24 protein-coding genes and 1 pseudogene are annotated in these 25,151 nt (G+C 60.4%); 12 read left to right on the forward strand and 13 right to left on the reverse strand.

The window, feature by feature from the left end; genetic code table 11:
* Window positions 1-78: 78 nt before the first annotated feature.
* Window positions 79-1,533, reverse strand: coding sequence for a lipase/acyltransferase domain-containing protein (locus AQ619_RS07055; protein WP_084745827.1), 1,455 nt, complete (start codon window positions 1,531-1,533; stop codon window positions 79-81).
* Between the two features lie 175 nt (window positions 1,534-1,708).
* Between AQ619_RS07055 and fabF the strand changes: the two genes are divergently transcribed.
* On the forward strand, window positions 1,709-3,076 hold the full coding sequence (gene fabF, locus AQ619_RS07060) for a beta-ketoacyl-ACP synthase II (RefSeq protein ID WP_236849545.1): 1,368 nt from the start codon (window positions 1,709-1,711) through the stop codon (window positions 3,074-3,076).
* Between the two features lie 207 nt (window positions 3,077-3,283).
* Here the strand turns inward: fabF and AQ619_RS07065 are convergent, their stop codons facing one another.
* The 4 genes from AQ619_RS07065 to AQ619_RS07080 all read right to left on the reverse strand — a co-directional run bounded on the left by AQ619_RS07065 (window position 3,284) and on the right by AQ619_RS07080 (window position 9,390).
* Window positions 3,284-4,666 carry a glutamate--cysteine ligase gene (locus tag AQ619_RS07065; protein ID WP_062145833.1) on the reverse strand — a complete coding sequence of 461 codons (1,383 nt, stop codon included), beginning with the start codon at window positions 4,664-4,666 and terminating at the stop codon, window positions 3,284-3,286.
* A 122-nt stretch (window positions 4,667-4,788) separates the two neighbouring features.
* Entirely contained in the window at window positions 4,789-6,183 is a 1,395-nt protein-coding gene (gor, locus tag AQ619_RS07070; RefSeq protein WP_062145835.1) for a glutathione-disulfide reductase, read from the reverse strand.
* Between the two features lie 319 nt (window positions 6,184-6,502).
* Complete coding sequence (locus AQ619_RS07075) at window positions 6,503-8,599, reverse strand: 2Fe-2S iron-sulfur cluster-binding protein (protein WP_166504175.1); 2,097 nt, start codon at window positions 8,597-8,599, stop codon at window positions 6,503-6,505.
* A gap of 179 nt (window positions 8,600-8,778) precedes the next feature.
* The gene (locus AQ619_RS07080; RefSeq protein ID WP_062145839.1) at window positions 8,779-9,390 is read right to left on the reverse strand and encodes a glutathione S-transferase family protein; all 612 of its coding nucleotides are present in this window, start codon (window positions 9,388-9,390) and stop codon (window positions 8,779-8,781) included.
* Window positions 9,391-9,672: 282 nt separating this feature from the next.
* Between AQ619_RS07080 and mug the strand changes: the two genes are divergently transcribed.
* Window positions 9,673-10,230, forward strand: coding sequence for a G/U mismatch-specific DNA glycosylase (gene mug, locus AQ619_RS18705; protein WP_084745829.1), 558 nt, complete (start codon window positions 9,673-9,675; stop codon window positions 10,228-10,230).
* Here mug and AQ619_RS07085 read toward each other — a convergent pair.
* Both AQ619_RS07085 and cynS read right to left on the reverse strand, forming a co-directional pair.
* Window positions 10,216-10,932 (reverse strand): methyl-accepting chemotaxis domain-containing protein, encoded by a 717-nt coding sequence (locus AQ619_RS07085; RefSeq protein WP_062145841.1) that lies wholly within the window; start codon window positions 10,930-10,932, stop codon window positions 10,216-10,218. The two genes, mug and AQ619_RS07085, sit on opposite strands and share 15 nt — an antisense overlap.
* A 9-nt stretch (window positions 10,933-10,941) precedes the next feature.
* Window positions 10,942-11,421, reverse strand: a complete 480-nt coding sequence (cynS, locus tag AQ619_RS07090) for a cyanase (RefSeq protein ID WP_062145843.1) — start codon at window positions 11,419-11,421, stop codon at window positions 10,942-10,944.
* A gap of 372 nt (window positions 11,422-11,793) precedes the next feature.
* Between cynS and AQ619_RS07095 the strand changes: the two genes are divergently transcribed.
* From AQ619_RS07095 to AQ619_RS07115, 6 genes are all read left to right on the forward strand, one after another.
* Window positions 11,794-12,402, forward strand: coding sequence for a class I SAM-dependent DNA methyltransferase (locus AQ619_RS07095; protein WP_062145845.1), 609 nt, complete (start codon window positions 11,794-11,796; stop codon window positions 12,400-12,402).
* Window positions 12,403-12,762: 360 nt separating this feature from the next.
* Window positions 12,763-13,056 carry a BufA1 family periplasmic bufferin-type metallophore gene (locus AQ619_RS18710; protein ID WP_084746213.1) on the forward strand — a complete coding sequence of 98 codons (294 nt, stop codon included), beginning with the start codon at window positions 12,763-12,765 and terminating at the stop codon, window positions 13,054-13,056.
* Between the two features lie 36 nt (window positions 13,057-13,092).
* On the forward strand, window positions 13,093-13,971 hold the full coding sequence (bufB, locus tag AQ619_RS07100; RefSeq protein WP_062145846.1) for an MNIO family bufferin maturase: 879 nt from the start codon (window positions 13,093-13,095) through the stop codon (window positions 13,969-13,971).
* Entirely contained in the window at window positions 13,964-14,668 is a 705-nt protein-coding gene (locus AQ619_RS07105) for an HvfC/BufC N-terminal domain-containing protein (protein WP_062145848.1), read from the forward strand. The genes bufB and AQ619_RS07105 overlap by 8 nt, the downstream gene beginning before the upstream one ends.
* 11 nt (window positions 14,669-14,679) lie before the next feature.
* Window positions 14,680-15,153: a DoxX family protein gene (locus AQ619_RS07110; RefSeq protein ID WP_062145850.1), complete on the forward strand. Its 474-nt coding sequence runs from the start codon at window positions 14,680-14,682 to the stop codon at window positions 15,151-15,153.
* Complete coding sequence (locus tag AQ619_RS07115) at window positions 15,150-15,701, forward strand: TlpA family protein disulfide reductase (protein ID WP_062145853.1); 552 nt, start codon at window positions 15,150-15,152, stop codon at window positions 15,699-15,701. The genes AQ619_RS07110 and AQ619_RS07115 overlap by 4 nt, the downstream gene beginning before the upstream one ends.
* A gap of 31 nt (window positions 15,702-15,732) precedes the next feature.
* On the opposite strand, the gene AQ619_RS07120 is transcribed toward AQ619_RS07115, so the two are convergent.
* From AQ619_RS07120 to AQ619_RS07130, 3 genes are all read right to left on the reverse strand, one after another.
* On the reverse strand, window positions 15,733-16,629 hold the full coding sequence (locus tag AQ619_RS07120; RefSeq protein WP_062145855.1) for a LysR family transcriptional regulator: 897 nt from the start codon (window positions 16,627-16,629) through the stop codon (window positions 15,733-15,735).
* 277 nt (window positions 16,630-16,906) lie between these two features.
* Window positions 16,907-17,284 carry a hypothetical protein gene (locus tag AQ619_RS07125; protein WP_062145858.1) on the reverse strand — a complete coding sequence of 126 codons (378 nt, stop codon included), beginning with the start codon at window positions 17,282-17,284 and terminating at the stop codon, window positions 16,907-16,909.
* A 213-nt stretch (window positions 17,285-17,497) separates the two neighbouring features.
* Window positions 17,498-17,992: a YHS domain-containing (seleno)protein gene (locus AQ619_RS07130; RefSeq protein WP_062145860.1), complete on the reverse strand. Its 495-nt coding sequence runs from the start codon at window positions 17,990-17,992 to the stop codon at window positions 17,498-17,500.
* A 462-nt stretch (window positions 17,993-18,454) separates the two neighbouring features.
* On the opposite strand from AQ619_RS07130, the gene AQ619_RS07135 reads away from it, so the two are divergent.
* Both AQ619_RS07135 and AQ619_RS07140 read left to right on the forward strand, forming a co-directional pair.
* A complete protein-coding gene (locus AQ619_RS07135) occupies window positions 18,455-18,919 on the forward strand; it encodes a nuclear transport factor 2 family protein (RefSeq protein ID WP_062145862.1) in 465 nt (154 codons plus the stop codon).
* A 42-nt stretch (window positions 18,920-18,961) separates the two neighbouring features.
* Window positions 18,962-19,537, forward strand: a complete 576-nt coding sequence (locus AQ619_RS07140) for a pyridoxamine 5'-phosphate oxidase family protein (RefSeq protein ID WP_207205021.1) — start codon at window positions 18,962-18,964, stop codon at window positions 19,535-19,537.
* Between the two features lie 134 nt (window positions 19,538-19,671).
* Here the strand turns inward: AQ619_RS07140 and AQ619_RS07145 are convergent, their stop codons facing one another.
* Entirely contained in the window at window positions 19,672-20,568 is an 897-nt protein-coding gene (locus AQ619_RS07145) for a LysR family transcriptional regulator (protein ID WP_062145866.1), read from the reverse strand.
* Between the two features lie 120 nt (window positions 20,569-20,688).
* On the opposite strand from AQ619_RS07145, the gene AQ619_RS07150 reads away from it, so the two are divergent.
* Window positions 20,689-21,234, forward strand: a complete 546-nt coding sequence (locus tag AQ619_RS07150; protein ID WP_062145867.1) for a carboxymuconolactone decarboxylase family protein — start codon at window positions 20,689-20,691, stop codon at window positions 21,232-21,234.
* Between the two features lie 351 nt (window positions 21,235-21,585).
* Window positions 21,586-23,016, forward strand: coding sequence for a hypothetical protein (locus AQ619_RS07155; RefSeq protein ID WP_062145868.1), 1,431 nt, complete (start codon window positions 21,586-21,588; stop codon window positions 23,014-23,016).
* 281 nt (window positions 23,017-23,297) lie between these two features.
* On the opposite strand, the pseudogene AQ619_RS07160 reads toward AQ619_RS07155, so the two are convergent.
* Window positions 23,298-23,558: pseudogene (locus tag AQ619_RS07160) on the reverse strand (IS110 family transposase); the annotation flags it as partial.
* Window positions 23,559-24,049: 491 nt separating this feature from the next.
* Window positions 24,050-25,147: an ABC transporter permease gene (locus tag AQ619_RS07165; protein ID WP_335338047.1), complete on the reverse strand. Its 1,098-nt coding sequence runs from the start codon at window positions 25,145-25,147 to the stop codon at window positions 24,050-24,052.
* Window positions 25,148-25,151: the final 4 nt, after the last annotated feature.

The raw sequence follows: 25,151 nt of genomic DNA on the forward strand, positions 1-25,151 counted from the left end.
AGCCTCCCTGTAGGCATCTGTTTCCCCAGATTTAGTGATCAGATGATGCACGTCATCACTCACCCAGTGTCACGCAGGCTAGATGGAATAGCGAACACTGTTCCCGCCGCGCTGTTCTTCCAGAAGCCAGAACAGCAGGTTGTCCGAAAACAGATCTGTCCGGGTCAGTCCCAGATGGTCCTGCTCGGTGAACAGCACGCTGCGAAAGCGAAGCGGAGACTGAATTCGCGGCGTCCAGCTGGACGGCGTCCGGTGGTCAAGCAGGGCACTCGAACGGGTGACCGCACCGTCACCCGGCGCAGTGCTGACCAGGGTCAGCCGCTTGCGTTGTGTGTCATACCGATAGCGCTCGGGCGTCGGCACAGTATCGCCGGCGACCAGGAAGGGTTCGAAGCCGATCGGCGCCGACTGGGCACTATCGAGCGCAATGTGGAATTTCCGCGCTCGTTTTAGGCTGGCATCGAGATGATCAAGTGCCAGTTGTCGGCGACGATCCGGGTCTGAAACCTCGGGCATCAGGCTTTCGAGAACCTGGTTTTGGTTCGGATTGGCGATGCCCCACTCCCGGTCAATCCAGGTCTTGGTGTCAAAAAGCCGCTCTCCATCGATTCCCTCTATAGCCGGCGACCATGGTCGTGGGAGCAACTGGTAGACCGAAGGGAATGAACCAAGGATCGAGGGAGGGTATCTGGGCGCAACGGGCCGTCCGAAGTCTTGACCCTCAAGCAGCAGCCGCATGGTTTCGCCGCTGCCGCCATTGGGAGGGGCGACCATGATCGCGCGATCAACATAGGCCGCGCCGGCCCAGTCCAAAGTTGGGCCGGCTCCGAGTGTATCCAGCGGTTGGCCACCGTAGCGCATGAAGTAGCGGAACATGACTGCCCCCATCGAGTGGGCGACGACATCAAAGCGGATAGCTTCCGGGGCAACGTCATATCCGAGATACTCTCGATATCCGTCCGCAACGACCAATCGCTTTTCGTCCATGAACTGCTTGAGAGCTAACGCCGTTTCAGCGTTGTCGCGTCGCCAGTCGTATGGAAACTGGAAGCAACTGATGTGACCCGGTCCATAGTCGAGGCCCTTGGGATGTAGGGTTTCATCGCGGTAGCCCGCCGCACCGAGTGTGGACAGGATCTGGGCATACTGCCGAAGTTGGAATGGCACGCCCAAGAGTTTCACACTGACGCGGTCCAGAACGGCATCTGGACGCAAGTCGGCCGCGAAATTCGATCCTGGGGATTGCCGGTGAAATGGGAAGGCTAGCTTGCTGACTTTGGCCTTGTCTGACGAGTTGGGGGAGAAGCCATCGAAGGCCCCCCAAACGGTTTGTCCCGACGCACCATCAACCAGGCGAGTGCCGAGAATTCCCGGAATGACGATCACCGGGTTCTGATCGGGAAAGTGCTGCTGAGCGGCCCGGTTGTAGAGAATTTTCAGACGATCACTGCTGGCCCAGGCCGTCGCGGGCAAGGAGGTAAGTCCGGCACTGGCTGTTGCTGACCAGAGAAACTGCCGACGCGAGTTGAGCATAGGGGTCTTTTCCTCGCGACTTTGAGGTTCCAAAGCTGACTGGGCATCCAGGCGAGCGGGTTTGGCTTCACTCCAGTCAAACCAGAAGTCAGGCCGCGCTGATCGTTGATCCGCACATTCATCGTCTGAGCCCGCTGTAGCAAGCCCGCCTACGCGGAAGACTGAATTGCCATGAGTGGTGGTTCTCAATTCAGGGCTGCTGCGCCCAAATCCTCCCCCAGAAAGACGTTCCTTTTGGAGCGGTCAGGTCCGGTCGCGGGCTAATTACGGAACAGGTATCATGCGCCGCATTGTTGTTACGGGCCTCGGGTTGGTGACCCCCTTGGGGGTCGGTGTGGAAACGGTCTGGGAGCGCCTGCTTGCCGGAGAGTCTGGGCTGCTGCGTCTGTCAGCTGAGGTGGCTCCCGATATTGCCGCCCAGGTCGTGGCACCTGTGCCTGAGGGACAAGGCTTTGGTGAGTTTGACCTTGAGAAAGTCGTCTCATCCAAGGACCAGAAGAAAATGGATCGCTTCATCCCGTTCGCACTTGCGGCGGCTGAGGAGGCCCTCGTTCAAGCGGGTTGGGCACCTCAGGACGAGGCAGGCCGTCAGAGCACTGCAACAGTTGTGGGATCAGGTATTGGCGGCTTCCCCGCCCTGGCCCAGGCCGTTCGGACCACCGACGCCCGTGGGGCGCGCCGACTTTCACCGTTCACTGTACCTTCGTTTCTGGCCAACCTCGCGGCGGGCTGGGTCAGCATCCGTCATGGATTTACCGGGCCCATTGGCGCGCCGGTAACCGCCTGCGCCGCGGGCGTACAGGCAATCGGAGATGCCGCTCGTCATATCCGGAATTTCGAAGCTGACATCGCTGTTTGCGGCGGAACCGAAGCGGCGATCCACCATGTCAGTCTGGGTGGGTTTGCCGCTTCTCGCGCTCTTTCGAGCGCCTATAACGATACGCCTGAACAAGCCTCACGGCCTTTCGATGCCGAGCGCGACGGCTTTGTGATGGGTGAAGGCGCTGGCATTCTGGTGATTGAAGCGCTGGACCATGCGCTGGCTCGCGGGGCCCAGCCGCTAGCGGAGCTTGTCGGATATGGCACCAGCGCTGACGCCTATCATCTGACCGCAGGACCCGCAGACGGGGCGGGTGCACAGCGAGCGATGATGGCCGCCTTGAAGCAGGCCGGAGTCTCCGCCGGTCAGGTGGGTCACATCAACGCTCATGCGACCTCAACGCCGGTCGGCGATGCCGGCGAGATGGCAGCCATTCGGGCCATCTTCGGGGTCGAGGGCGGCCCAGCCATCAGCGCAACAAAAGCTTCGACGGGGCACCTGTTGGGCGGTGCCGGTGGAATGGAAGCAGCCTTCACTGTCCTTGCCCTTTCGAGGGGTGTTTTGCCACCGACCCTGAATCTGAAGTCTCGAGATCCTCTGGCCGAGGGACTTGATATCGTCACCACGGCTCGCGAGGCGCAGGTTGATCTGGCCTTGTCGAACGGGTTCGGTTTTGGCGGTGTCAATGCCAGTCTGCTCTTTCGTCGCTGGACGGGCGCCTAAGCTCAAAGCATCAGGGTCAACCGGATTGAGCCAAAGAGGCTCGGGTCTGCACGTCATGCGCGCGCTCGGTCTGGTCCCGACCGAACATGGCGAGTCTGAACTCGCCTCGAGCCTGGCTCGGCACCAGGTCGGCACGTCCGCGCTGCCCAGGAACGGGCTTTCCGCTCCCTCTGGGGGGACTGGAAAGCCTCTGTGCCAGAGTCCGGCCTAGGTCTTGGACCGCGGTTCCCAGTAGGCGCAGTCGGTGAACGCCCGGCTGACATCGCCCTTCCACTTACCGTGATAGAGGGCAAGCAGGCGGTCGGCCCGGGTCAGGCCGCTGTCGGCGATCTCCTCCAGCTCGCCCAGATAGATGGTCTCGTCGAGGAAGCCGCCGTTCACGTGGGCGCGGTCCTTCAGGCCCGCCTTGGCAATGGCGACGAAGTCCTTGGCCACGTCCTGGGCGGTGCGGCCGGCGATCGGGGCCTTGAGCCCCAGGGTCGGCACATCGCGACGCAGGCCTGCCCGCTCCTCGGCCGTCCAGTCCTTGCAGAGATCCCAGGCTGCCGCGAGCGCCGCATCGTCATAGAAGACGCCAGTCCACAGGGCCGGCAGGGCGCAGAGGCTGCTCCACGGACCGGCATCGGCGCCGCGCATTTCCAGATAGGTCTTCAGGCGCACTTCCGGGAACAGGGTCGTGGTGTGGTCGGCCCAGTCCTTGATCGAGGCGCGCTCGCCCGGCAGCTCGTCGATCCGGCCGTCGATGAAGTCGCGGAAGCTGCGGCCGGCCAGGTCGATATAGCGGTCGCCGCGCTTGGCGAAATACATCGGAACGTCCAGCGCATAGCGGGCATAGCGCTCGAAATCGAAACCGTCCTCGAACACGAAATCCAGCAGGCCGGTGCGGTCGGCGTCGGTATCGGTCCAGACATTGGCCCGGCTGGAGAGGAAGCCGTTGGGCTTGCCTTCCGTGAACGGAGAATTGGCAAACAGGGCCGTGACGATCGGCTGCAGGGCCAGGCTCACACGGAACTTGGCGACCATGTCGGCTTCGCTGGAGAAGTCGAGATTGGCCTGCACCGTGCAGGTGCGCAGCATCATGTCGAGGCCGAGGCCGCCGACCTTGGGCATGTAGTTGCGCATGATGACGTAACGCCCCTTGGGCATCACCGGCACCTGCTCGCGGGTCCACAGCGGCGAGAACCCCAGGCCCATGAAGCCCAGACCCAGCTCATCGGCGACGGTCTTGACCTCGTCGAGGTGCTGGCCGGTCTCCTGGCAGATGTCGTGCATGGTCAGCAGCGGCGCGCCGCTGAGCTCGAACTGGCCACCGGGCTCGAGGCTGACATTGGCGCCGTTGCGCTCCAGCCCGATCATGACCTCGCCTTCCATCACCGGCGTCCAGCCGAAGCGCTGCAGGCCGGTCAGCAGGGCGTGGATGCCCTTGTCGCCGTAATAGGGCACGGGCTCATGCGACCCCAGATAGAAGCCGAACTTCTCGTGCTCGGCCCCGACCCGGAACTGGTCCTTCGGCTTCGAGCCCTTGGCGAAATAGGCGGTCAGATCGTCGAGCGTCAGCGGACGCTCTTGCAGGCTAGCGGTGTCGGCCATGCACGGCGTCCTCATAAATCTGTGCGGTACGGATAGGTCGGGCTGTCGGGTGTCGGTGCGCGAGGCTGCGTTTTTCCAAGGATTTCCAGACCGCGCATCAACCTGCAGGGTCTGGATCAAGGCTAAGTTCCCATCTCGGACGGCGCGTACTTCTCGCGCATCGTGACCAGTTCCTCGGCCAGGGTCGGGTGGACCGCGCAGGTGGAGTCCCACTGAGGTTTGGTGACGCCCATCTTTAGCGCGATCGCTGCCATCTGGATGATCTCAGGGGAGTCAGGCCCAACTACGTGGACACCCACGATCCGCTCGTCATCTTGCTTGACGACGAGTTTGACGAGGCACCGTTCCTGGCCACCGTAGAAGGTGGCTTTCATGGGCCGGAAGACGGAGCGATAGATGTCGACCTTGCCATAAGCCTGACGAGCTTGGGCTTCGCTCATGCCGACCGAGCCTACCGGCGGCTGCGAGAAAACGGCGGAGGCGACCATGTCATGATCAAAGGTGGTGGGGTTGTCGTAGAACTCGGTCTGGGCAAAGGCGGCACCCTCACGGATCGCCACGGGCGTCAGATTGATCCGGTCTGTGACATCGCCCACAGCCCAGATGCTGTCGATATTCGTTCGGGAGAATGCATCGACGGCGACGGCGCCCTTGTCGTTCAGGCTCACGCCGGCCTGCTCCAGACCGAGGCCCTGTGTGTAGGGCTCACGGCCTGTAGCGAACATCACCGCGCTGGTTTCGAAGGTCAGGTCGTTGCTCAGAGTGCTCAGCAGGCGGCCGTCATCCAGCATCTCGATGCTCCTGTGGGAGCAGCCCAGGACAACCTTGATTCCGCGCTTCTCCAGTTCGTCGGCCAGGTGCATTCGCACGTCGTCGTCGAAGCCGCGGAGGATGTTGGCTCCGCGATAGAGAAGCGTTGTTTCGACGCCCAAGCCGTTGAAGATCCCGGCAAACTCGACAGCGATGTAGCCGCCGCCTACTACCAGTACGCTCTTGGGCAGGGTTGATAGATGGAAGGCCTCGTCTGACGTGATCCCAAGCTCCGCGCCTGGAAAGTTGGGGCGAACAGGGCGGCCGCCCGTTGCCACCAGGATCTTGCGAGCGGTGTAGATCCCAGCGTCGTCACTACCCTCCTTGGCCAGGACTTCGACGGTGTGAGCGTCAAGGATCTGAGCGCGACCGTGCAGGAGACTAGCTCCAGCTTTTTGCAGATTGGTGACATAGACGCCTGACAGCCGGGCGATCTCGACGTCTTTCTCCTGCAGGAACTTTGTCCATTCGAAGCCCGCATCGCCAATAGACCAGCCATAGCCGGCGGCGGTTCTGAGCTGGCTCGAGACCTCACTGGCATAGACCATGAACTTTTTGGGAATGCAGCCACGTACGACGCATGTGCCGCCCACCCGATACTCTTCGGCCACAGCAACTTTGGCACCACTCATCGCCGCCACACGTGCCGCGCGCACACCACCGGAACCGGCGCCGATCACAAACAGGTCGAAGTCATAGTCAGTCATTGAGCACCTGTTTGCCTGCGTTCACACCAAGTCGAGAGTCCACCCTCAAGGGCTGGTCTGCGCGGTACGCGCCGTATCTCGACGGAGCATCGGCATGCCATGAGGATACGGTCCGTCGTCGATCGCGAGGTCAGCATGGCCAGGCGCGCGAAGGCGGCTTCGATAACAATTTCCGGCAGGCTGGCCTCCAGCGCCATCCTGCTTTTGCGCAATAGTGCCTTTCGTCAGGCGGAGCACTGGCGGTGCCGGGCTAGCCCACTGGACGGTGCTGGCCTGTGTAGGGCTTCATTTGACCAAGGCTATCTCTGGCCTGAGCTGACTAGACGTCGAGGACAATCGATACAGAGGCGTCATCGTCACTACGGCTCGGTACAGCGCTGCAGATCAGGACTTCATCATCTTCACAGGGCGCAGTCGGGTTGTTCACATAATCGACCGAGCCCTGGATCAGCTTAACCGCGCACACTCCGCACGTACCCGACCGGCAACTATGAATGGGCTTGAGGCCCTCGCGTTCGGCCAGTTCGAGAAGTGTTCCTTCGCCAGACCGCCATGTCGCGCGCTTGCCGCTCGCCTGGAACTCCACCTCTGCTGCATGACCGTCAGCCTTAGCCGCCGCGCCAGATGAGGGAGGCGTTGCTTTCGAACCGAGAGATGCCCCTACAGCAGCAGGCTTGATCGCGGCGGGGCCAAATGCCTCCGAATGGATACGCTCTGGGCGTACACCCATCCCCAGCAGGCCTTTTGACAGGGCATCCATAAACGGCGGCGGCCCGCAGAGGTAGAACTCGTAGTCGTCGAAAGGCAGCTTGGCCTTCAGCAGATCGAGGTTCACCCAACCATTGACGTCGTAGTCGCGCCCCAAGACATCACCTGGCAACGGCTCATTGTAGGCCGTGACTATGGTCAGGTTGCTATGCCTTGAGCTCTTGTCGATCATGTGGTGGCGGAAGGCATGGTCCAGGCTGTTGCGAGCGCCATGGAAGAACCAAAGGCGCTGTTGCGAGCGGCTGCGGCCATTATTGACGAGTATCCGATTGATCATGGCGATCATCGGCGTAACCCCAATACCTGCCGAGAGCAGGACGGCCGGCCGCGGCGCGGCCTCGTCAAAAACAAAGTCTCCACGGGGGGGGAGAAGTTCCACCACATCACCGATCTTCAGCTGGTGGACTGCTTCCGAAAAACGGCCCTGCCGCTTGACGCTTATGCGGTAGCTTGAACCATTGGCTGCGTCAGAAACCGTATATGGGCGCAGGTCCTGGCTGCCATTTACGTTAAGGCGCACGAATATATGCTGCCCTGCTCTGTGCACGGGTACGCTTCCGCCATCCAGTGGCTTCAGGACAACCGATCTGACAGTCTCGGTTTCAGGCTCCGCCCACGCAACGCGGAAGGGCCTGAATTCCTTCTTGCCCCAGCCGCTGGCATCCACAGCTTCCCATGACCCGGTTTTGTCCAGGTAGGGAGACGGTTCCACCTCTCCGACGGCGCGTATTGAAAGGCTGGCGGCAACTTTCACCGTTTCTACCACGGTGAACTGCAAGAGCCGCTCGGCACCGGCAAAGCCGTCAACTTCGGGACCTTCCCAAATGATTTTGGCCGTTGCCGAGAGATGCCAAAGATCGCCGTTCGAAAAGTCGGGGAAGACCAGCCCGACTCGCGGTTCGACGAGGATGTTGCCCAGGGTGTTGAACAGGAAGTTCCCCAGAAAATCCGGGATGGTGAGAACATCACCCTGAACGCGAACAAAGCCGGGTTTGCCGCCGCGATGGGAAACATCCACGCCATGAACGGGATCTTGTGCAGCCTTATCTGTGTGCGCCGAGGCGATGAAGAACGTGTCAGCGCTCGCCACGAGCGATGCGGCTTCACGGGATAGTCCAGCTGTTCGCTCGGGGGCGGCACGCTGGCTGATCAGTGCCTGGTCCACATGTTCGAAATTGCGACCCTGAATGTACTGCGGGCAGTTGCCAAAGCTCTGGTCCACAGCGATCGAAAAGCCCTCGGGCCCTCGCGCCGAGATCCGACCGTTCATTCGGTTACGTCGCCGGGTGTGGAGCTCGATGCCGAGCAGCCCTACCGGTTGTCCCGTCGCCACGCCCTCTGCGGCAGGGTCGCCATGGGAAAATGTTGCAGCAATGGTTAGCTCGACTGGAGAGGGTGACTTGATGAAGCCAGGGGTGCCGTCAAGAAGCGTTGCCCAAGGCTGGCCCGAGACATCGCGCGACCCCAGGACGACAATGGGCAGTTGCTCGAAGAAGGTCCGATGCTGATCGGGCATCTGACCGCGGATGATCTTTCTGCCGGTTGCTTCAATCTTCGCCCTTAAGCCCAGGCGTTCCTGAAGCGCCTGTTCGCCCTCATGGAATGGAGAGCGGTCGTGGGGCCAACGCGTTGGATCGCCATATGTCACTGAAAGTTGCTCCAATGGCGGTACCAGCGCGCCAGCCCCATCTCCGGGCTAGCAGGGTGTACCAGTTGCCAGACAATCCAGCCGAAGGGCCTGGAACTCTTGTTGGGATAACGGCGCTAGGGTTTCGCGCCGATCAACACGCTGAAAGAAATTCAACAGTTGCCGGCCCAGACGCGTGATCATTTGACCAGACCGACCGGGGTGCTTTGCATCGGCACGAAGCCCGAAAGCGTCTCGACGCGCGCCAGCCAGGCTACAACGTTCTTGTAGCTGTCCAGGGCTACGTTGCCCTCCGGTGCGTGGGCCACGTAGGTATAGGCCGCCACGTCAGCGATGGTGGGGCTGTTGCCGGCCAGGAAGTCCGACTTGGCCAGTTCGGCGTCCATCACCTGGAGAATGGCATGGGCGCGAGCGATGACTTCGGTTGCGTTGAGACCCGCGCCAAACACGGTGATCAGTCGCGCCGCCGCCGGACCGGAGGCGATCTGGCCTGCAGCGATCGACAGCCAGCGCTGCACCTTGGCGGCAGTCGCAGCGTCTTCAGGAAGCCAGTCGGTGCGCTCGAACTTCTTGGCCAGGTAGACGAGGATCGCATTGGAGTCCGCGACGACAACATCGCCGTCCTTCAGGACGGGGACTTGGCCCAGGGAATTGAGCTCAAGGAAGTCGGCTTGCTTGTGAGCGCCCTTGCGCAGGTCAACCTCGACGAACTCAGCCGGGGCTCCGATCAGGGACAGGAAGAGTTCGACGCGGTGGGAGTGGCCCGACAGCGGGAAGCGGTAGAATTGCATGGATGTTCTCCGTGTTGAAAACTTACCCTTGCAACATGACGGCTGGGGTCCCGACGCTGAACGGTCGAAATCCGGAAGGGCCGATTCCAATCTGCGCAATAAACGTCGTGGCTCGGCGACGGTCTTAGCCCCGCCCCTTCGCGGCGTGCTTGATCGACTTGAAACACTGCTTTGCAGAAACGTTAGCTAATCTTCGATGGGGATTGGTCCCAGGATGATCCTCCCTGACTTCACGCAAGAGTCCGGCTTCCGCGGGGGCTGGTAGACGGTGGCGTTTTTCCGATGACCAAAGCTCTGCCAGACATAGTCGGGCCTGACCTGAACCTTCTATTCTGCGGCCTGAATCCGGGCCTGACTGCTGCCGCTACGGGGCGGCACTTTGCCGGACGGGGAAACCGGTTCTGGAAGGTCCTCCACCTTTCGGGTTTCACACCACGGCTTCTGACCCCCGAACAGGACCTCGAACTCCTGAAGTATGGCTTAGGGCTGACGTGCGTTGTCGACCGCCCGACTGCTGAGGCGCGTGAGGTTCGGGACGAGGAGTTTGTTCGCGCAGCTCAAGACGTTGAACTGCGCGTGCGAGCGGCGAACCCGCGATATGTGGCCTTCCTTGGAAAGCAGGCTTACGCAGCTATCCTGGGCAACACGGCTATCGAATGGGGTGAGCAGTCCCGGACTTTCGGTGGCTGTAAGGTCTGGTTGCTGCCCAATCCCAGTGGCCGTAATCGTGCGTTCAGCACATCCGAGCTCGTTTCGGCCTATGCAGCGCTTTGTCGCGCCTGTTTACGGCCAAACCTGCTCGCACCAGAACTTTCGATAGGTTTATCAGGCCCCGATTAGATTTCGCCTGATGGTCGAGGTGATGCTTTTGACTTCGCCACTGAGGCCGTTGACCTCGTTGGCGATTAACGCGAACGCGCGGCCGGATTCACCCGAGCGTGCAGCCTGGATCGTTGCGTTGATTGAGATCATGTAGACGGAGTTGTTGAGGCGATCGAGGTCCGCTAGCCAGCCGGTCAGCCTACTTCTTCCCTCGTCTGAGACGCGCGAAAGCTCTGCTGTAAATTGCTCGACCAGCGCGTTCATCCGTTCGAGCAAGGTGATCGAGACAAACTCAGACAGTTCGAACAGAGCCTCATTCTTGCCCTCACGAGCCCGCATGGCGCGGATTAGCTGGTCGCAATCCGTGGAGAAGCGCCCAGCGGTTTCATCGAACACCGCACGGTGGGGAGCTAGGAACTGACTGAGGTAGACGAAGAGTTCCTTTTTGACGGCAAAGACGCCTGGATCAGTCGTGAAGCCTCTGACCAAGGTGTCAAATTCGCTCAGGGTTTGTTGCGCGCGGTCGATTAAACTCGACCGCGCCGAGCCTTCTCGCGACTGTGCGAGCGCCAGAAACATCACTGCGCGGTGCGGGAAGAACCGTAGTCGAGCGCCCTGGTTGGTGAGATGGCCAAGCAGGCCCCGCCATTCTGCGCGTCGTTCTTCGGGGAGCTCAATATTGCGCGGCGACGGCGCATCGTTCTTCACGGGCGGAGCCATGTTCGGTCCTCAATCCAGCATCACGGAGAACGCGGCGTCGTGATCCGTCTCGTAGTATTTGAAGGGTAGAAACTTGCCGCTCATCACCAGCCGCACGCGATCACCTTTGGGGTCGATCTGGCGACCGAGATCGAGGTTGAAATCGATGGCAGACATTATGCCGTCGCCAAACTCTTCCTCGATCAGCGCTTTCCAAGCCGGCCCATTGACCATCAGCAGCTCATAGAAGCGGTAGAGCAAAGGATCGGTGGGCGGCATGGGCATGCCGCGGTTCGGGACCTCGCCCAGCATTTTGATCTCGTCACTAGTGAGCGCGAGAAAGGTGCCAACCTTGACCGCTGCGTCTGGCCCCAGCCTCATTTGGCCCAACAGGGCACCGACAGTCAGGACGGGGGAAAGTGGCAGGGCGTGGGCGCAGATGTCGCTCCACTTCAGGTCCCGCTGGCGCTTGATATCCAGTATCTTTTCGGTCAGCCCATCACGCGTCACGTGTCACCTATTCCTGTCAGAGCGCCCGTACGGTTGGATCTGCCGGTAGCGGAGCTTTCGGAGCGATGACGGGCCGCCGGCCACGCACCAACTTCGCGCCAGGCCTCTCCGGAGGGCGGGAATTTTGAGAGTCGCGGCGTATCGCGAGAAGTCATCGCTTACTGACTTGCAGTCTCGGTGGTTCGCTCAGCGATCGGAATAAGGTTATTCCGGAACACACCATTCCAGAATTCGCAGTGGCCCAGTGAGCGCCTGAGCCTTCATTTTGTTGAACCCATCGGATCAGGCCGGTTGGGACGATGTGTGGCGCGAGCGGAGAGGATGAGAACGTGACGGGCTTTGCGGTTCGGTCAGAGTTTGGCGCCCAGGTAGGTGCGGTGGCCGAAGGTCAAGCAGCTCGAAGCCATTCTCGAAACCGTCGACAGGCGGCGTGATGTCAGGATGGTCGATACGCTTGAATACGACATTCCGCAGCAGCTCGTTGCCATGCTGGACGGTTGCGCAGACACCTACATGGAAGCGCTCGACCTGGGATGTGGCGCGGGCCAAGTGCTCGCCGCCCTTGAGAGGCGGGTGGGGCGCGCTACCGGGGTTGATACCTCCGGAACTTTGTTGGAGCGCGCGGCGCAATGTGGATACGACGCACTGACCCAGGACGATGTTCTGGAGTTCTGCGAGAAATGTCAGACGCGATTTGACTTGGTGCTTGCCACCAACGTGCTGAACTACTTCGGCGAATTGAACAGGTTGTTTTCGGAGATACACCGTCTGCTGGTGCCCGGCGGTCATTTCGCCTTTAGCGTTGAACGCGGCGACAGAAGTTGGGCTCTGCAGGAGTCAGGGCGGTTTAGCCACGGCTTGTCCTATCTCACCCAGTTGGCGCAGGAGCGTTTTGACGTCCTCGACTGTCGGATGGCTCGGATCGGCAATGATGGGGGCAGGGCGGTGATTGGCCTGCTTCAGGTTTGGAGGCGTCTCTAACAGTGTGGGTCGCGCCTATCTCATGGGGCCAACTGTTACGCTCCCTGAAAGACACACTCTCTTTTTGCACATGTTATCGAGTGAGCGACCGCGGCCTATCTTGCACTTCGGCGCACAAGCCAAGTGAGAAAGGCTCGCGGAGCAAGGTGGGGGGCTGTTATCAAGTTACGGCCCTGACTTAATATAGAACCGCATTTATTAGCTGTGTTCGCTTAAATATTGGCGTCACGGCGATTTGTGATGTGGAGCTAAATTGTTCCGCCTTGTCCAAAAATTGGACCTTTCTCCGTGGTCTTAGCGTCTGCGTGGCGGTCATTATGACTGTCGTTGCAAATCGCAAAATTGACGATGGAGATTACAATGTCGATAAGCCGTTCGGCCTTCCTGGCGGGTGTGCTCGCCGTTGCCCTGACCCCCGTGGTTGCTTCCGCCGCAGACCGCCCGGCCCGTGACAAGTGCTACGGAGTATCCCTTGCTGGATACAACGATTGCGCAGCGGGACCCGGGACCTCGTGTGCCGGAACATCCAAGGTCGACTACCAGGGCAATGCCTGGAAGCTGGTTCCCAAGGGCACTTGCACCACCATGAAGTCACCGACTTCGGCCACTGGCTTTGGCCAGCTCAGCCCCTTTACGGCCAAGCCGAAGGCTTAGGTCTTGTCGCTTTTGCCTGAAAATCCAGCGCGTACTGTGCACCCTGGGCACCATGAGCGCACGGCCGGCGGCGGGCTTCCGCCCGCCGCCGTGGGCCTTGGCCTTCGACGCGAGCATGCCTCGGAATTGCTATCGCGTCGTGCCGAAGTTGGTTTCATTGAGGTACATGCTGAGAACTACATGGCAGCCGGCGGCGCAGCCCGGGACCTGCTAGAGCGGCTCTCTGCGATCTATCCGATTTCCCTGCATGGGGTGGCTCTCTCGCTCGGGGGGGTGGAACCGCCAGACCGTGGACATCTGCTTGCTTTGAAAGAGCTCGTGGACTGGGTCCGTCCCGCCGCAGTCTCGGAACACTTGGCCTGGTCTGCTCATGATGGTGTCTATTTCAACGACCTGTTGCCGGTTTCCTACAGTTATGCCGCACTCGCGCGCATCAGCGATAACATCAATATAGTTCAAGATTTTATTGGTCGGGCGATCATGCTCGAGAATCCGGCCCGCTACTATCACCTGGCCGGGGGGGATATTGAGGAAACGGAGTTTCTTCAGAAATTATCCGAACGCACGGGCTGCGGGCTGCTACTGGACATCAACAATGTCTTTGTTTCGGCTCAAAATCTTGGGTTTTCGGCGTCCAGGTACCTCGAAAACTTCCCGATTGATCTCATAGGTGAAATTCATCTCGCTGGACACGATAGCATCATCCTCGAGACAGGGGGACGAAAGCTGCTCGACAGTCATGGCGCGCCGATCTCTGATCCAGTCTGGGAGCTCTATTTCGACCTACTGGCACGGATTGGGCCTCGCCCCACTCTAATCGAGCGCGATAACGACGTGCCACCCTTTGAGGAGCTCGTGTCTGAGCTGCGACGCGCTCGGCGGCTGCTGGGTCAGGTCGGCGGCGATCATGTCTGAGATTACGAGAATTGCCCAGGCCGTGTTGTCACGTGGGCCAGCCTCGCCCGAAATCGGGCCAGCGTTTGAAATCTATCGCAACAACTATCGGCAGGGGCTGGCTCGCGCCTTGGCGCAGAGTTTTCCAGTCGTCCAACTGCTCGTGGGTGACGCTTTTTTTGGTGCCATGGCGCTGGAGTATGTCGAGCTTACGCCGCCGACTTCGCGCCTCCTGCGAGCCTATGGCGAAACCTTTGCCGATTTCATAGGGAGGTTTGCGCCTGCGGCAACGGTCCCCTACCTGGCGGATGTCGCCAAGCTAGAGTTCGCGCTGGTTCAGAGCTTCTATGCCGACGATCTTGAAGATGAACCCATTCGGGATCTCGCCGCGATCGGGGTTGAGAGCCAACTCCAGTGGCGTAGTTCCACTCAATTGATCGGCTCGCAGTACCCGATCGTCTCCATCTGGCGGGCTCACATAGCTGGTGAACACCTCGATGGTCTCGATTGGCTGCCTGAAAGTGGTCTGATCGTTCGCGATGGCCATGCCGTTGGCATTCAAACGCTACGGGCTGCTGAAGCCCAACTCGCGGACCTTTTTCGCGTCCCAACCTCACTCGTATCGGCCCTCGAAGTTCTCGGTCCGGAAGAAGCGCCGGCTGCGGCCCAGGCCATCCGACGCCTACTCGACCTCAATGCCCTTCGCCTTTTTCAATGAGAGCAAGATCAATGCACGATCATATTCACCCCAACGGTGGCTTCCTTGTAAGAGCCCATCACCAGATGGAGGCTATGCTCAACAGGGTCCCGCCCAGCGTTACGCGGCTGCTGCTGCGCTGGGGCCTGGCAGGCGTCTTCTGCACTTCCGCCCGCACCAAGGTTGATGGGCTGCTGACGGTCTCCGATAGCGCCAAGTACCTTTTTGCCGAAGAGTATCGCTTGCCGTTGATCGATCCCGATCTGGCGGCCCATCTGGCGACCTACGCGGAGCATGCCTTCGCGCTGAGCCTCATTCTAGGCTTGGCAACGCGGCTCTCGGCCTTCGGCATAATCGTGATGACCTTGGTTATTCAGCTGTTCGTCTATCCGGACGCCTTTCTTGGCGTGCATCTAGGTTGGTTCGCCATGGCCTTCGCCATTGTGACTTCGGGGCCTGGCGCGATCTCTCTGGATCACCTTTTGCGGACGAGGTTTGTCCGATGAGCGGAATTCAGATCAACCGCCGCACGGTATTTGGCCTTGCCGCCCTGGCAGGTGCCGGCTCGGCGAGGGCCCAGACGGGCCAGGTCGGTCTCGGCTCTCCGTCACTGGTTTTCGGCTTTTCAGGGCGGGCCGCCGCTGCTGGGCGTTTTGCGGATCGGCATGGGCACGAAAAGCAGCTGGCCGACTTTCGAGGGCGTGTTGTGCTTCTGAACCTATGGTCGTCCTGGTGTGGGCCGTGTCGCATCGAAATGCCGAGCCTTGATCGCTTGGCCGCTGCTTTCGCCGGCGAGCTTGCCGTGCTTCCGGTCTCGTTTGATGGGCGCGGGTGGCCTGCCGTCGATGACTTCTGGGGAAATCGCTTTGCAAACCTGACGCCCTATCTGGCCAAGGACAATGCGCTCACTGAAAGCTACGGCGCGCTTGGACTTCCATTTTCGGTGTTGATCGATCGGACGGGGCGTGAGGTTGCGCGGCTGCCGCGTGCGGCAGAGTGGGACCGCGGTGCCTATAGGTCTCTGATCGCCAAGACCGTTCTGACGCAGCGTTGACGTCTGGATGACGCCGAGAGGCAGCCGCTTCCTAGTTCAGGAGGCGGTTGGCTCTTAGCCTATCAACGGCGAGATCGACAAAGGCGCGTACCTTGGCAGAAGCGCGTCGCCCTTCTGGATGGACCACATGGATCGGCAACGGCTCTTCCTCGTAGTCGGCTAGAACAACCTGCAGATCGCCATCGCGAAGGGCCGTGCCGATTTGATAGGAGAGTATTCGGGTTAGTCCCCAGCCGGCTCGCGCTGCGTCAATGACGGCCTGGTTGCTGTTACAGAACAGGCGCGGTTCGACCACGGTTGAGATTTTGCGTTCGCGACCAAACCGCCATTCGAGATTGCTCCACGCGCTCGTCGCCGCGATTATCCGGTGCTCGCCGAGGTCTTGCGGAACGCTTGGGGCTCCGTGCTGCTCGAAGTATGCCGGTGCACCGCAGACCACCCGTCTCACCTGACCCACTCGGATCGCTGACAGACCGGAGTCGCTGAGGTGGCCGATCCGCACCGCGACATCGATGCCTTCCTCTACAAGGTTTGTGCTTCTGTCGAGGAACAGGGATTTGCCGACGACCTGAGTGTTTTGGTCCAGGTAGTCCTGCAAGATCGGCATCACATACATCTGTCCGAATAGAACCGGAGCCGTGACCGTGAGGCTGCCTTTTGGTTCGCTATAGGCTCCCGACGCCATGGCGTCGGCCTCTTCCACGTATGAAAGTATCTTTTGACAGTCATCAAAGTAGCGCTGTCCGACTTCAGTCAGACGAACGACCCGCGTCGTACGTGTAAACAGACGAACTCCCAGCCCTTCCTCTAGAAGGGCCACAGCTCTCGTAACGGCCGGAGGGCTCATATTCAACTGCCGAGCGGCTTCGGCAAATCCACCGCTTTCGGCGACCTTGACAAAGACTTGCATAGCCTGGAGGCGCGCCACGTCTTAGATCTCCGTCGAATCTGCTGGTTGAAGGATTACCTGCCATTTTTTCAAAGTCCAACTCGGGAGGCTTGCGGTCTTTGAGCCGCCGTCTGTCTGCGGAGCTGAACTCGACCAGATTGGCGGATGGGTCTTGTGCGACGAGCTTGGCGCGACGCCGATTGGAAATCTCCATGCACTGTCGCAGCGGGGTACTCGCCTCGAGCAGTCTGGAGCGCCTGGCCTTCGCCGACGGCGCGAGCTTATCGCGTGTGCAGACGAACCCGCATCGTTAGCCTCAGTGTTTGGCCTTGAACTGTGGAGCGACATGGTCCGGCCTCGAAGCCACTGTGATCTCGAGCATTGCCAGTTCCAAGGCACGAGTCTCGACGAGATCTAGTTCTTCGCGCGTTAGTCCCATGCGTAGTGCTCGGGCCCTGCTTGTGGCGATCGCAATCTCGCTAAAGGAGCGAACAGCCAGGGCAAACCGAATGGCTGCGGAGCATTTGACGTCGAAGCTCCGACCGGTCCATGCGGCATCAATTTCCGCGCCGGTGAGGCCTGCTGAGCGGGCCTCTTGCTCAAGTTTGTCTCTTGTCTCGTAACAGACGCAGCGCGCCAACAAGGCGAGCGCCAGCTGTGCGTTCAGGCTCGGGGACAGGCTTATCCGCTTCATTCGAAACGCTCACTAGCATCAGGTACAAAACGACAATCCCGGCGCTCCGCAGGGTGCCCAATGCAGGACAACTTGTAGAGCGCCGGGCGGTCGCCGGTTCGGGTCAGGAGGGGAAGGTGCGGTGGCGTCACCTTCTCCTATCTACCTTCCGTGGGGGGCAGACGAGGGAGGAAGGCCTAACCGGACTGGCAACACGAGCCGACGGCCAGCCTACTACAGGCTATCGGGTGTCTTGTTCTTGATCTCGGGCCAGTTCTCCTCGGCCTTGACCAGGTTGCCCGGGATGTCGCGGCTCCAGGCGGTGAAGACGTCCGGGTTGACGTTGAGATAGAGCTTCTTGTCGACGATCTTCCAGACCATCGGATCGCCATCGAGCTTCTTCTCGAGCGCCACGCCCATAGCGCAGAAGCCACCATATTGCGGTGCGTATGCCGCCGGGCTGGCCTTGAACATCTTCAGGTTCGCGGCCGAAGCGAAGTGATAGGTGGCACCGTTGAACTTGGCCGAATAGCGGGCTTCACCCAGGGTCGGCTTGCCGGCGCTGAAATAGGCGACCGGATCATAGCCGCGCAGGGCCAGATTGGCGGTGTCGGTGTTCACGGCCGACGTCGAGGTGGGAACGATGGCGTGGGCCTGGGTCGTGAGAACGGGGGCGGCGATCATCAGGCTGACAGCGCCGATAATGGCGCGAGCGGCTTTATAGGACATTATGGTCTCCGGTTGCTTAGGCCGGCGTTGTGCGCTCAGCCCTTGGTAAATCGATGGGCATCGGCGGTTTGCCTCTGAACCCGCCGCCAAGGTATGGCGTGGTGCGAGATTGAATAAGCGTCGTTGCGCGCAATTGATTGTTTCAGCCACAGAGCAGACAGGGTCACATCGTGGAATTTTTCAGCTCTTACCCGTGTGGGACGCGATGGAAAGTTCTGCGCTGAATTAATATGAGTGCGGTTCGAGTCCCGTTATGGCCGTTATGAATGGCCTGAGATCTTCAGTTTCACGGTGAAGATAATTCCATTCTTCGAAACTGATTGTTGCCAATTTCGCGGATTATCGTTTCTTCGATCACGATGTCTGGTGGCCAGAGGGCTGTGGTCACCTCGGTCACGCCCCATCGCCTCCCGTCGGCCCCCCAAGCGCGGCCGTCCACACCGATGCAAAAGGTAGACATCCATGGCCCGCCCTCCGCTGCCGCCATTTGACCGAGATAGCGCTGCCCAGAAAGTGCGAATGGCCGAAGATGGGTGGAACTCCCGGAACCCGGAGGCTGTCTCCTTGGCCTATACCGAAGACAGCGTCTGGCGGAACCGTTCCGAGTTCCTGAAGGGGCGGGAGGCGATCGTCCGCTTCCTAACCGGCAAATGGCACCGCGAGACTGAATATCGGCTGATCAAGGAGCTCTGGGCGTTCACCGACAACCACATTGCTGTCCGATTTGCCTACGAATGGCAGGATCTCAACGGTCAGTGGTGGCGTTCGTACGGCAACGAGAACTGGGAGTTCGACGCCGAGGGGCTGATGCGCCTGCGGATCGCCAGCATCAACGATCTGGAGATTCAGGAGCGGGATCGGCTGTTCCGGTGGCCGCAAGGCCGTCGACCGGATGACCACCCTGGACTGTCTGATCTGGGGCTCTAGTTCGAACGTCTGCGGAGGATGTAACCCATGGGACATAGATTCATGGAGCTGGCCTTCACGCCCGGCGTCCTGGCTGCGCAGGAAGCTCAGGGGAGCCGTCGAGCCTATGAAGGCTTCGAAGCCGGTCCGGCCTACGGCGATGAACTTGGTCCTCAGGAAAGCCAGTTCGTACTTGCCCGCGACAGCTTCTACCTCGCCACGGTTGGTGAAACCGGTTGGCCCTACGTCCAGCACAGGGGTGGGCCGATCGGGTTCCTGCAGCCTCTGGGAGATCGGCACCTCGTCTTTCCCGACTATCGCGGTAACCGTCAGTACATCAGCCTCGGCAACATCGATGCGGGGGCGAAGGTCTGTCTCTTTCTGATGGACTACGAGCAGAAGGTACGTCTGAAAATCTTTGGCCTGGCCTCGGTCAGTCCGGAGCGACCAGAACGCTATGTCGACGCTCCGGACTCTGTGCGCAGGCGCGTCGAACGCTACTGGACCATTGAGGTCCAGGGTTTTGACTGGAATTGCCCTCAGCATATTACCCGCCGCTTCCCGGAGCCGCGTGTACTTGAGTTGGTGAAGTCGCTTCGCGACCGCATCGCTGAGCTCGAGGCGGAACGATCGGCTTAGGGGCTGCAGGATCAGCCCCGGTCAGTTAGGGCAGGTCTGTTTGGCCAGGAGGCCCTGCGCGGCGGCGCGCCTTCAGCTGGCTTGGAGTCGTCCCCCTGCAACAGGTCGAGCCAGTTTCGGCGGTGCGAAAAAGCCTAGAGTGGATCGAGCGGGGAGGTCTTGAAATGGCTCCGTGCCGCATCGAGGAAGGCATTGAGGTTGGCGGAGTTCAGTCGGCGGGAGGGGAAGACGGCGTTCACGGCTAGTGCCTGAGCCGTTCCATCGACCAGTACGGGCACCAGTCGTCCGGCAGTTATGCCGTCGCGTACCTGATAGGAAAGGGCGCGCGTAATCCCCAGACCATCCTCCGCCGCCGCGATTGCAGCATCGGCGCTATTGATCATCAGGCGTGGATTGACGCGCACGGATTTGCGGCCTGCCTCCAGTCGCCACTCATTCGTTGCATCGACGCTCTCGAATGCGATCACGTCGTGATTGACCAGGTCATCGGCGGCTTGCGGGATGCCACGAGCCTTCAAGTAACTTGGACTGGCGACCAAGACGCGTGCGACCGCACCAAGCTTCCTGGACATCAAGCTGCTGTCTGCCAGGGGGCCGATCCTTACAGCGAGATCCACACCTTCATCAGCGAGATGCACGTAACGGTCCGAGAGTGTCAGTCGGATGTTCAGAGCCTTGTGCTGCTTTAGCAGCGCGCTGACGATCGGAAGGATATGCAGACGTCCAAACAGGATCGGCGCAGTGATGTTGAGCTGGCCTCTTGGCTCGGCGTTAGCCCCACGCACAAGGGCTTCGGAGGCCTCAAGATCGGCGAGGATCCGCTGGCAGCTCTCAAGAAAAATCTCGCCCCGTTCCGTCAAGCGAACCGAACGTGTGGTTCTGTGAAGCAAGACAAGGCCAAGGTGGTTTTCGAGGTCGGCGACTGCACGCGTCACCGCTGAGGGCGACAGGCGCAAGCGCCGCGCCGCTTCCGCGAAGCTCCCGTGCAAGGCCACAAGGACAAAGACTCGCAAGCCATCTAACCGATCCATGCTTTCATTGCAGCATAGGCAATAAAGACTTGTCAAATTCCAGAATTATCGCGGATGAAGCGTGGCGCTACATCTCCTGCCAACGACGGCACACGCCGCGTTTCAACTCAAGGAGAGCCAATGTCTCGTATCGCCATTCCGGCCCGTGAAGCCGCCCCCGCCGCCGCTCAACCGCTGCTCGACGCCGTTGAAAAGCAACTCGGTGTCGTTCCCAACCTCTATCGTCTACTGGCGCTGAGCCCAGCGACGCTGCAAGGCACGCTGAGCCTTGGTGGCGCTCTGGCCAAGACCCTGAACGTGAAGACCCGCGAGCGCATCGCCCTGGCCGTCGCTCAGATCAACGGTTGCGACTACTGCCTGTCGGCGCACACCTATCTGGGTCTCAACCTGGCCAAGATCGATGCCAGTGAAATCGCCCTGAATCGCAAAGGGGCCTCTTCTGATCCTGTTGCCAACGCCGCTGTCGCGTTTGCCGCTGCCGTCACGCGTTCGCGGGGTCAAGTTTCGGACGCCGATCTGGTTTCGGTTCGGGCAGCCGGCCTCACGGATGCGCAAATCGTTGAGATCGTGGCTGTAGTGGCTGAGAACGTTTTCACGAACTTCATCAATAATGTCGCCGCAACCGACATCGACTTCCCGGTGGTCCGCGCGGACGATCTGGCCTGAACGGATCAGGCATCACAAGCCCGCCGGGGTTGGCGGGATGATTTACGAACTTTGAGCCAGGTCCCTTGGTTTTCTAACTCGGCGACAGGCTAAGACGCGGCCGCTAGACCATTGGGTCTGGCGGCCGCACTGCCCCCTCGGCATTGCAAGCATTATTGCGCATGACCCCAGCAAATTGGCCGCTCGTCGCCATACTATGTGAGGCCCCGGCTGCGGTTCCCCTCAGTGAAACAGTGTCTTACACAAGCACTGGCTTCACGCGCCGAAAATCTCAATCGAGTTTGGCTCCAGCCGAGCATTACGGCTGCAGCTTGGAGCGCCCCCTCTGTCGGGGCGAAGGACATAGTGACAATGAAGCTCGGACACCTTGCAGCCCTCTTTTTGTTGGGTCTTTCGGCATTCGCCGCCGGTACGGCAGCAAGCGCGGGTGGTGCCAAGAGACCGGAGGTTGAGGTGGTGCTCACCCGTGACCGAGAGGCCTGGGTCGCACAGTACCATTTCAATCAGCCTTCGCCGATTTGGTTCTTCCCTCGTACGAGCCCGAGTCTTGACGGGCGCAACTGGCGGCTGGCGACGTATCGCGTGGAGACACCGGGCGTTCGCCTGGTCAGAGTTGGCGTGTTTGATGCCCTGGTCAGCGAGAAGAAGAGTTCGCTGACCGACGTGAGGATCGCCGTTACTCCGTTCAGTACGCCGCTTGTCGGCGACTACCTCCCGGTCGTGGACTTCTCGGACGGTGGGCTGGCTTTTTACACAGGGCACTTCTCGGTATCTCCTGCGCCCTCCGTCAGCGCTGTCTTGGCTCTGACGCCAGACGTGACACTCGTTGACCGGAGAGAGACCTTCAAAATCGTGGATCCTCAGGGGCGCGTGCTGATCAATGGCAGAGTGCAGCCTCGCTCAGGCCACACGGCCCTGCATGACGACGGGGTCTATGTCTACGCGGGCAGGGGAGCGCTGGAGGAGACTTCAAGCTTTTCTCAGTCGATCGACCCTGGATTGCCCAGCTGGGCGCGTGAGGATCTGGTGGCGTTCCTGCCCAAACTGATGACTCTCTACACGGAGGTCTTGGGCCCGCGGAAAGGCAGCAAGCCTGCAGCGCTTGTTGCGTATGGAGGAAGCGCGAAGCCCGGTTACTCTCAGAACGGCAGTGTGCTCGAAGGCATGGTGGTGTTGAGCCTGTCTGGTGCGGCGATGAGCACACCCAATCCCGCTGTCCGTAACTCTCTAATCTGGATCTTCGGCCATGAAACTAGCCACTTCTGGCTTGGGCAGAACGTTCGCTACGAACGTCTGACCGATAACTGGATCACCGAGGGCGGTGCGGACTATCTGTCGCTCCGCGCGATCAAGCAACTTGAGCCCAGTTACGACATCCAAAAGCCTTGGCAAGGCCAGATGGATGACTGTCTGGCCCGTATCGGCCCAAACGAGGCGCTGGCGTCAGCCCATTCGCCAGACAAGCAACATGCCGTCTACAGCTGCGGGGCACTCTTGAGCCTGGCGGCTACAAGTGCCGCGCAGCGCCAAACCTCCAGCGGCGACGATTTCATCTTCATTAAGGCGCTACTCCAGCGGTCATCCGGCAATGGTGTGGTCAATGAACGGATCTGGTTGGACACCTTTGCGCTGAGTGCAGGATCGGATGCTCGGAAGTCGGTCGCGGCCTATCTCGACCAGGGTGTTGCCAACCCTGTGGATTTTTGGGCGGACCTTTTTTCAAAGTGTGGGGTTGGGTTTGAGCACACAAATGGGCGGATCGTGCTGGCCCCGGGTATCTGAACCCCGGGTTGTTGATGTCCGCTGAGAATTGAGCCGGGAATTCCACCGAGATTTGACTTGCCCTGAGGGTGGCTATCGCAAATTTACGGTTGCGCTGTGAGGCTCTCAGTTCGCAGTTTCTGCCTTTGAAGCTCTGGCCTTGAAATGGAGTTCGCGAGCGCCGCTCAAGACTAGGCTGCGGCCTCCTGAACTGCTCCTGAAAAACTGAACCGGTTTGAGCTAGGATTTTCTCGTTTTTGGTCTGGCTCCCGACCTAGTCCAAGGTTGGGGGCAAGGTCATTGCCCCGCTTCACATGGGGCTTGACGTAGGCTGGCGGCATCAACCGCACTTCGTGGCCGATCGCCATAAGTTGCCGGCCCCAGTGATGGGCCGAAGCACAGGCCTCGATCCCGACTAGACACGGCGACAAGCCCTCGAGGAAGGGAAGAACATGGTTGCGTCGTAGCTGCTTGCGCACCACCACGGTGCCTGCAGCGTCGATCCCATGTACCTGAAAGACGTTCTTTCCCAGATACAGCCCGACGACGGCGACCTCTTGCATGATCAGCTCCCTAGACATGACGTCCCTATCGGCGACACATCAGAGAACCCGGCTGGGTGGAGGTCGTCCACACCATCCCGTCAGGCCAAAAGGCGCTGGTGCTGTTCTGTGAAAATGAGCAGTGCGTCGATCTCGGAGCCGAGGGGCTGCCGTGGAAAGCGCCGATGCTGCGATTGGACCACGTCCCCCACGAGGGTCCCATCTAATCGGAGCCGACTCCAATGAGCCCAGCCGCGCTGGTAGTGTCCAACATACCTTCCGCTGAAGGTCGTGTCCCTGGAGGTGCGCCAATGTCCGCTCCTGGCGCACGACCGACCAGGCGACTGCGGGCGGCACCCTCTCACGAGCTGACCTTCCGAACGACAGGGAAGGGTGGGAACGAACTCTGAGCCCAAGAACGCTGAAGGTCGGCTCAGCGCCAGCAGCGGAATTTTGGCTATCGCTGTGAAGCAGATATTGAACGGCCGTTCTTGGTCGACTGGCTTAATGGCTCAGTCCAGCGTCGTCCGATAGCGCAAGATGGCCAGACTGCCGACTACCACGACGAAGACGATTAGAGCGCTCAAGCTGCCCCAGGCGTTCTCCAGACCGACACCCTTGAGCAATGAGCCTCTGACAACGCGCAGGAAGTGGGTCACGGGCACGAGCGTGCCTAGCGCCTGCGCCCAGTCGGGCATTCCCCGAAAAGGGAAGACAAACCCGGATAGGAGGATCGAAGGCAAGACATAGAAGAAGCTCATCTGCATCGCTTGCAGCTGGGTCTTAGCGAGGGTCGAAATCAGAAAGCCTAGCGCGAGGGAGCCGACGATGAAGAGCAGGAGCCCGACCGCCAAGGCGAGCCAGCCCCCGTTCATCGGAACCTGAAAGAGGGTCCGGGCCAGAAGCAGGATTACGGCTGCCTGGAGCAGGCCGACGATCACATATGGGGCAAGCTTTCCGACCATAACCTCCAACGGACGCACCGGGGTGGCCAGCAAGCTTTCCATCGTCCCCCTTTCCCGCTCTCGGGCCATGGCAAGGGACGTCATCATGACGAGAGTCATAGACAAGATCACGCCGAGCAGTCCGGGAACGACGCTGTAAGCACTGATCTGTTCGGGGTTGTAGCGAGCTTGGGTCACGACGCTGAACGGTGGCGCGCCGTTCCCCCGGTTCGCAAGCGGCCCCGTGAGGTCGCGAGCCAGTGCGCCGTCTGGCAGTCCCTGAAGGGCGGCGAGTGCGCCGCTGGTCGCGGAGGGATCCGAAGCGTCCGCCTCCACAAGGACAACTGCGCTGTCGCCGCGCACCACCCGGTCCGAGAAGTCGCCAGGGATGATGACCCCGAACTGGACCTCGCCGCGCTCCATTGCCTGATCGAGCTCGGCCTGACTGCGTGCCATCAGGGTGACATCGAAATAGGTCGAGTTCTCCATCGCTCGCACGACCGAGCGGGAGAAGGTGCCGTTATCGATTGCCAGGACGGCCGTCGGCAGATGCCGCGGATCGTCGTTCACCGCATAGCCGAACAGCAAGAGCTGAACGATCGGCAGCATCAGGATCATGGCGTAGGTGAGCCGGTCGCGGGTCAGCTGGACCAACTCCTTGGCCATAACC

Origin of the sequence: Caulobacter henricii, assembly GCF_001414055.1 — a bacterium.
Lineage (GTDB): Bacteria > Pseudomonadota > Alphaproteobacteria > Caulobacterales > Caulobacteraceae > Caulobacter > Caulobacter henricii.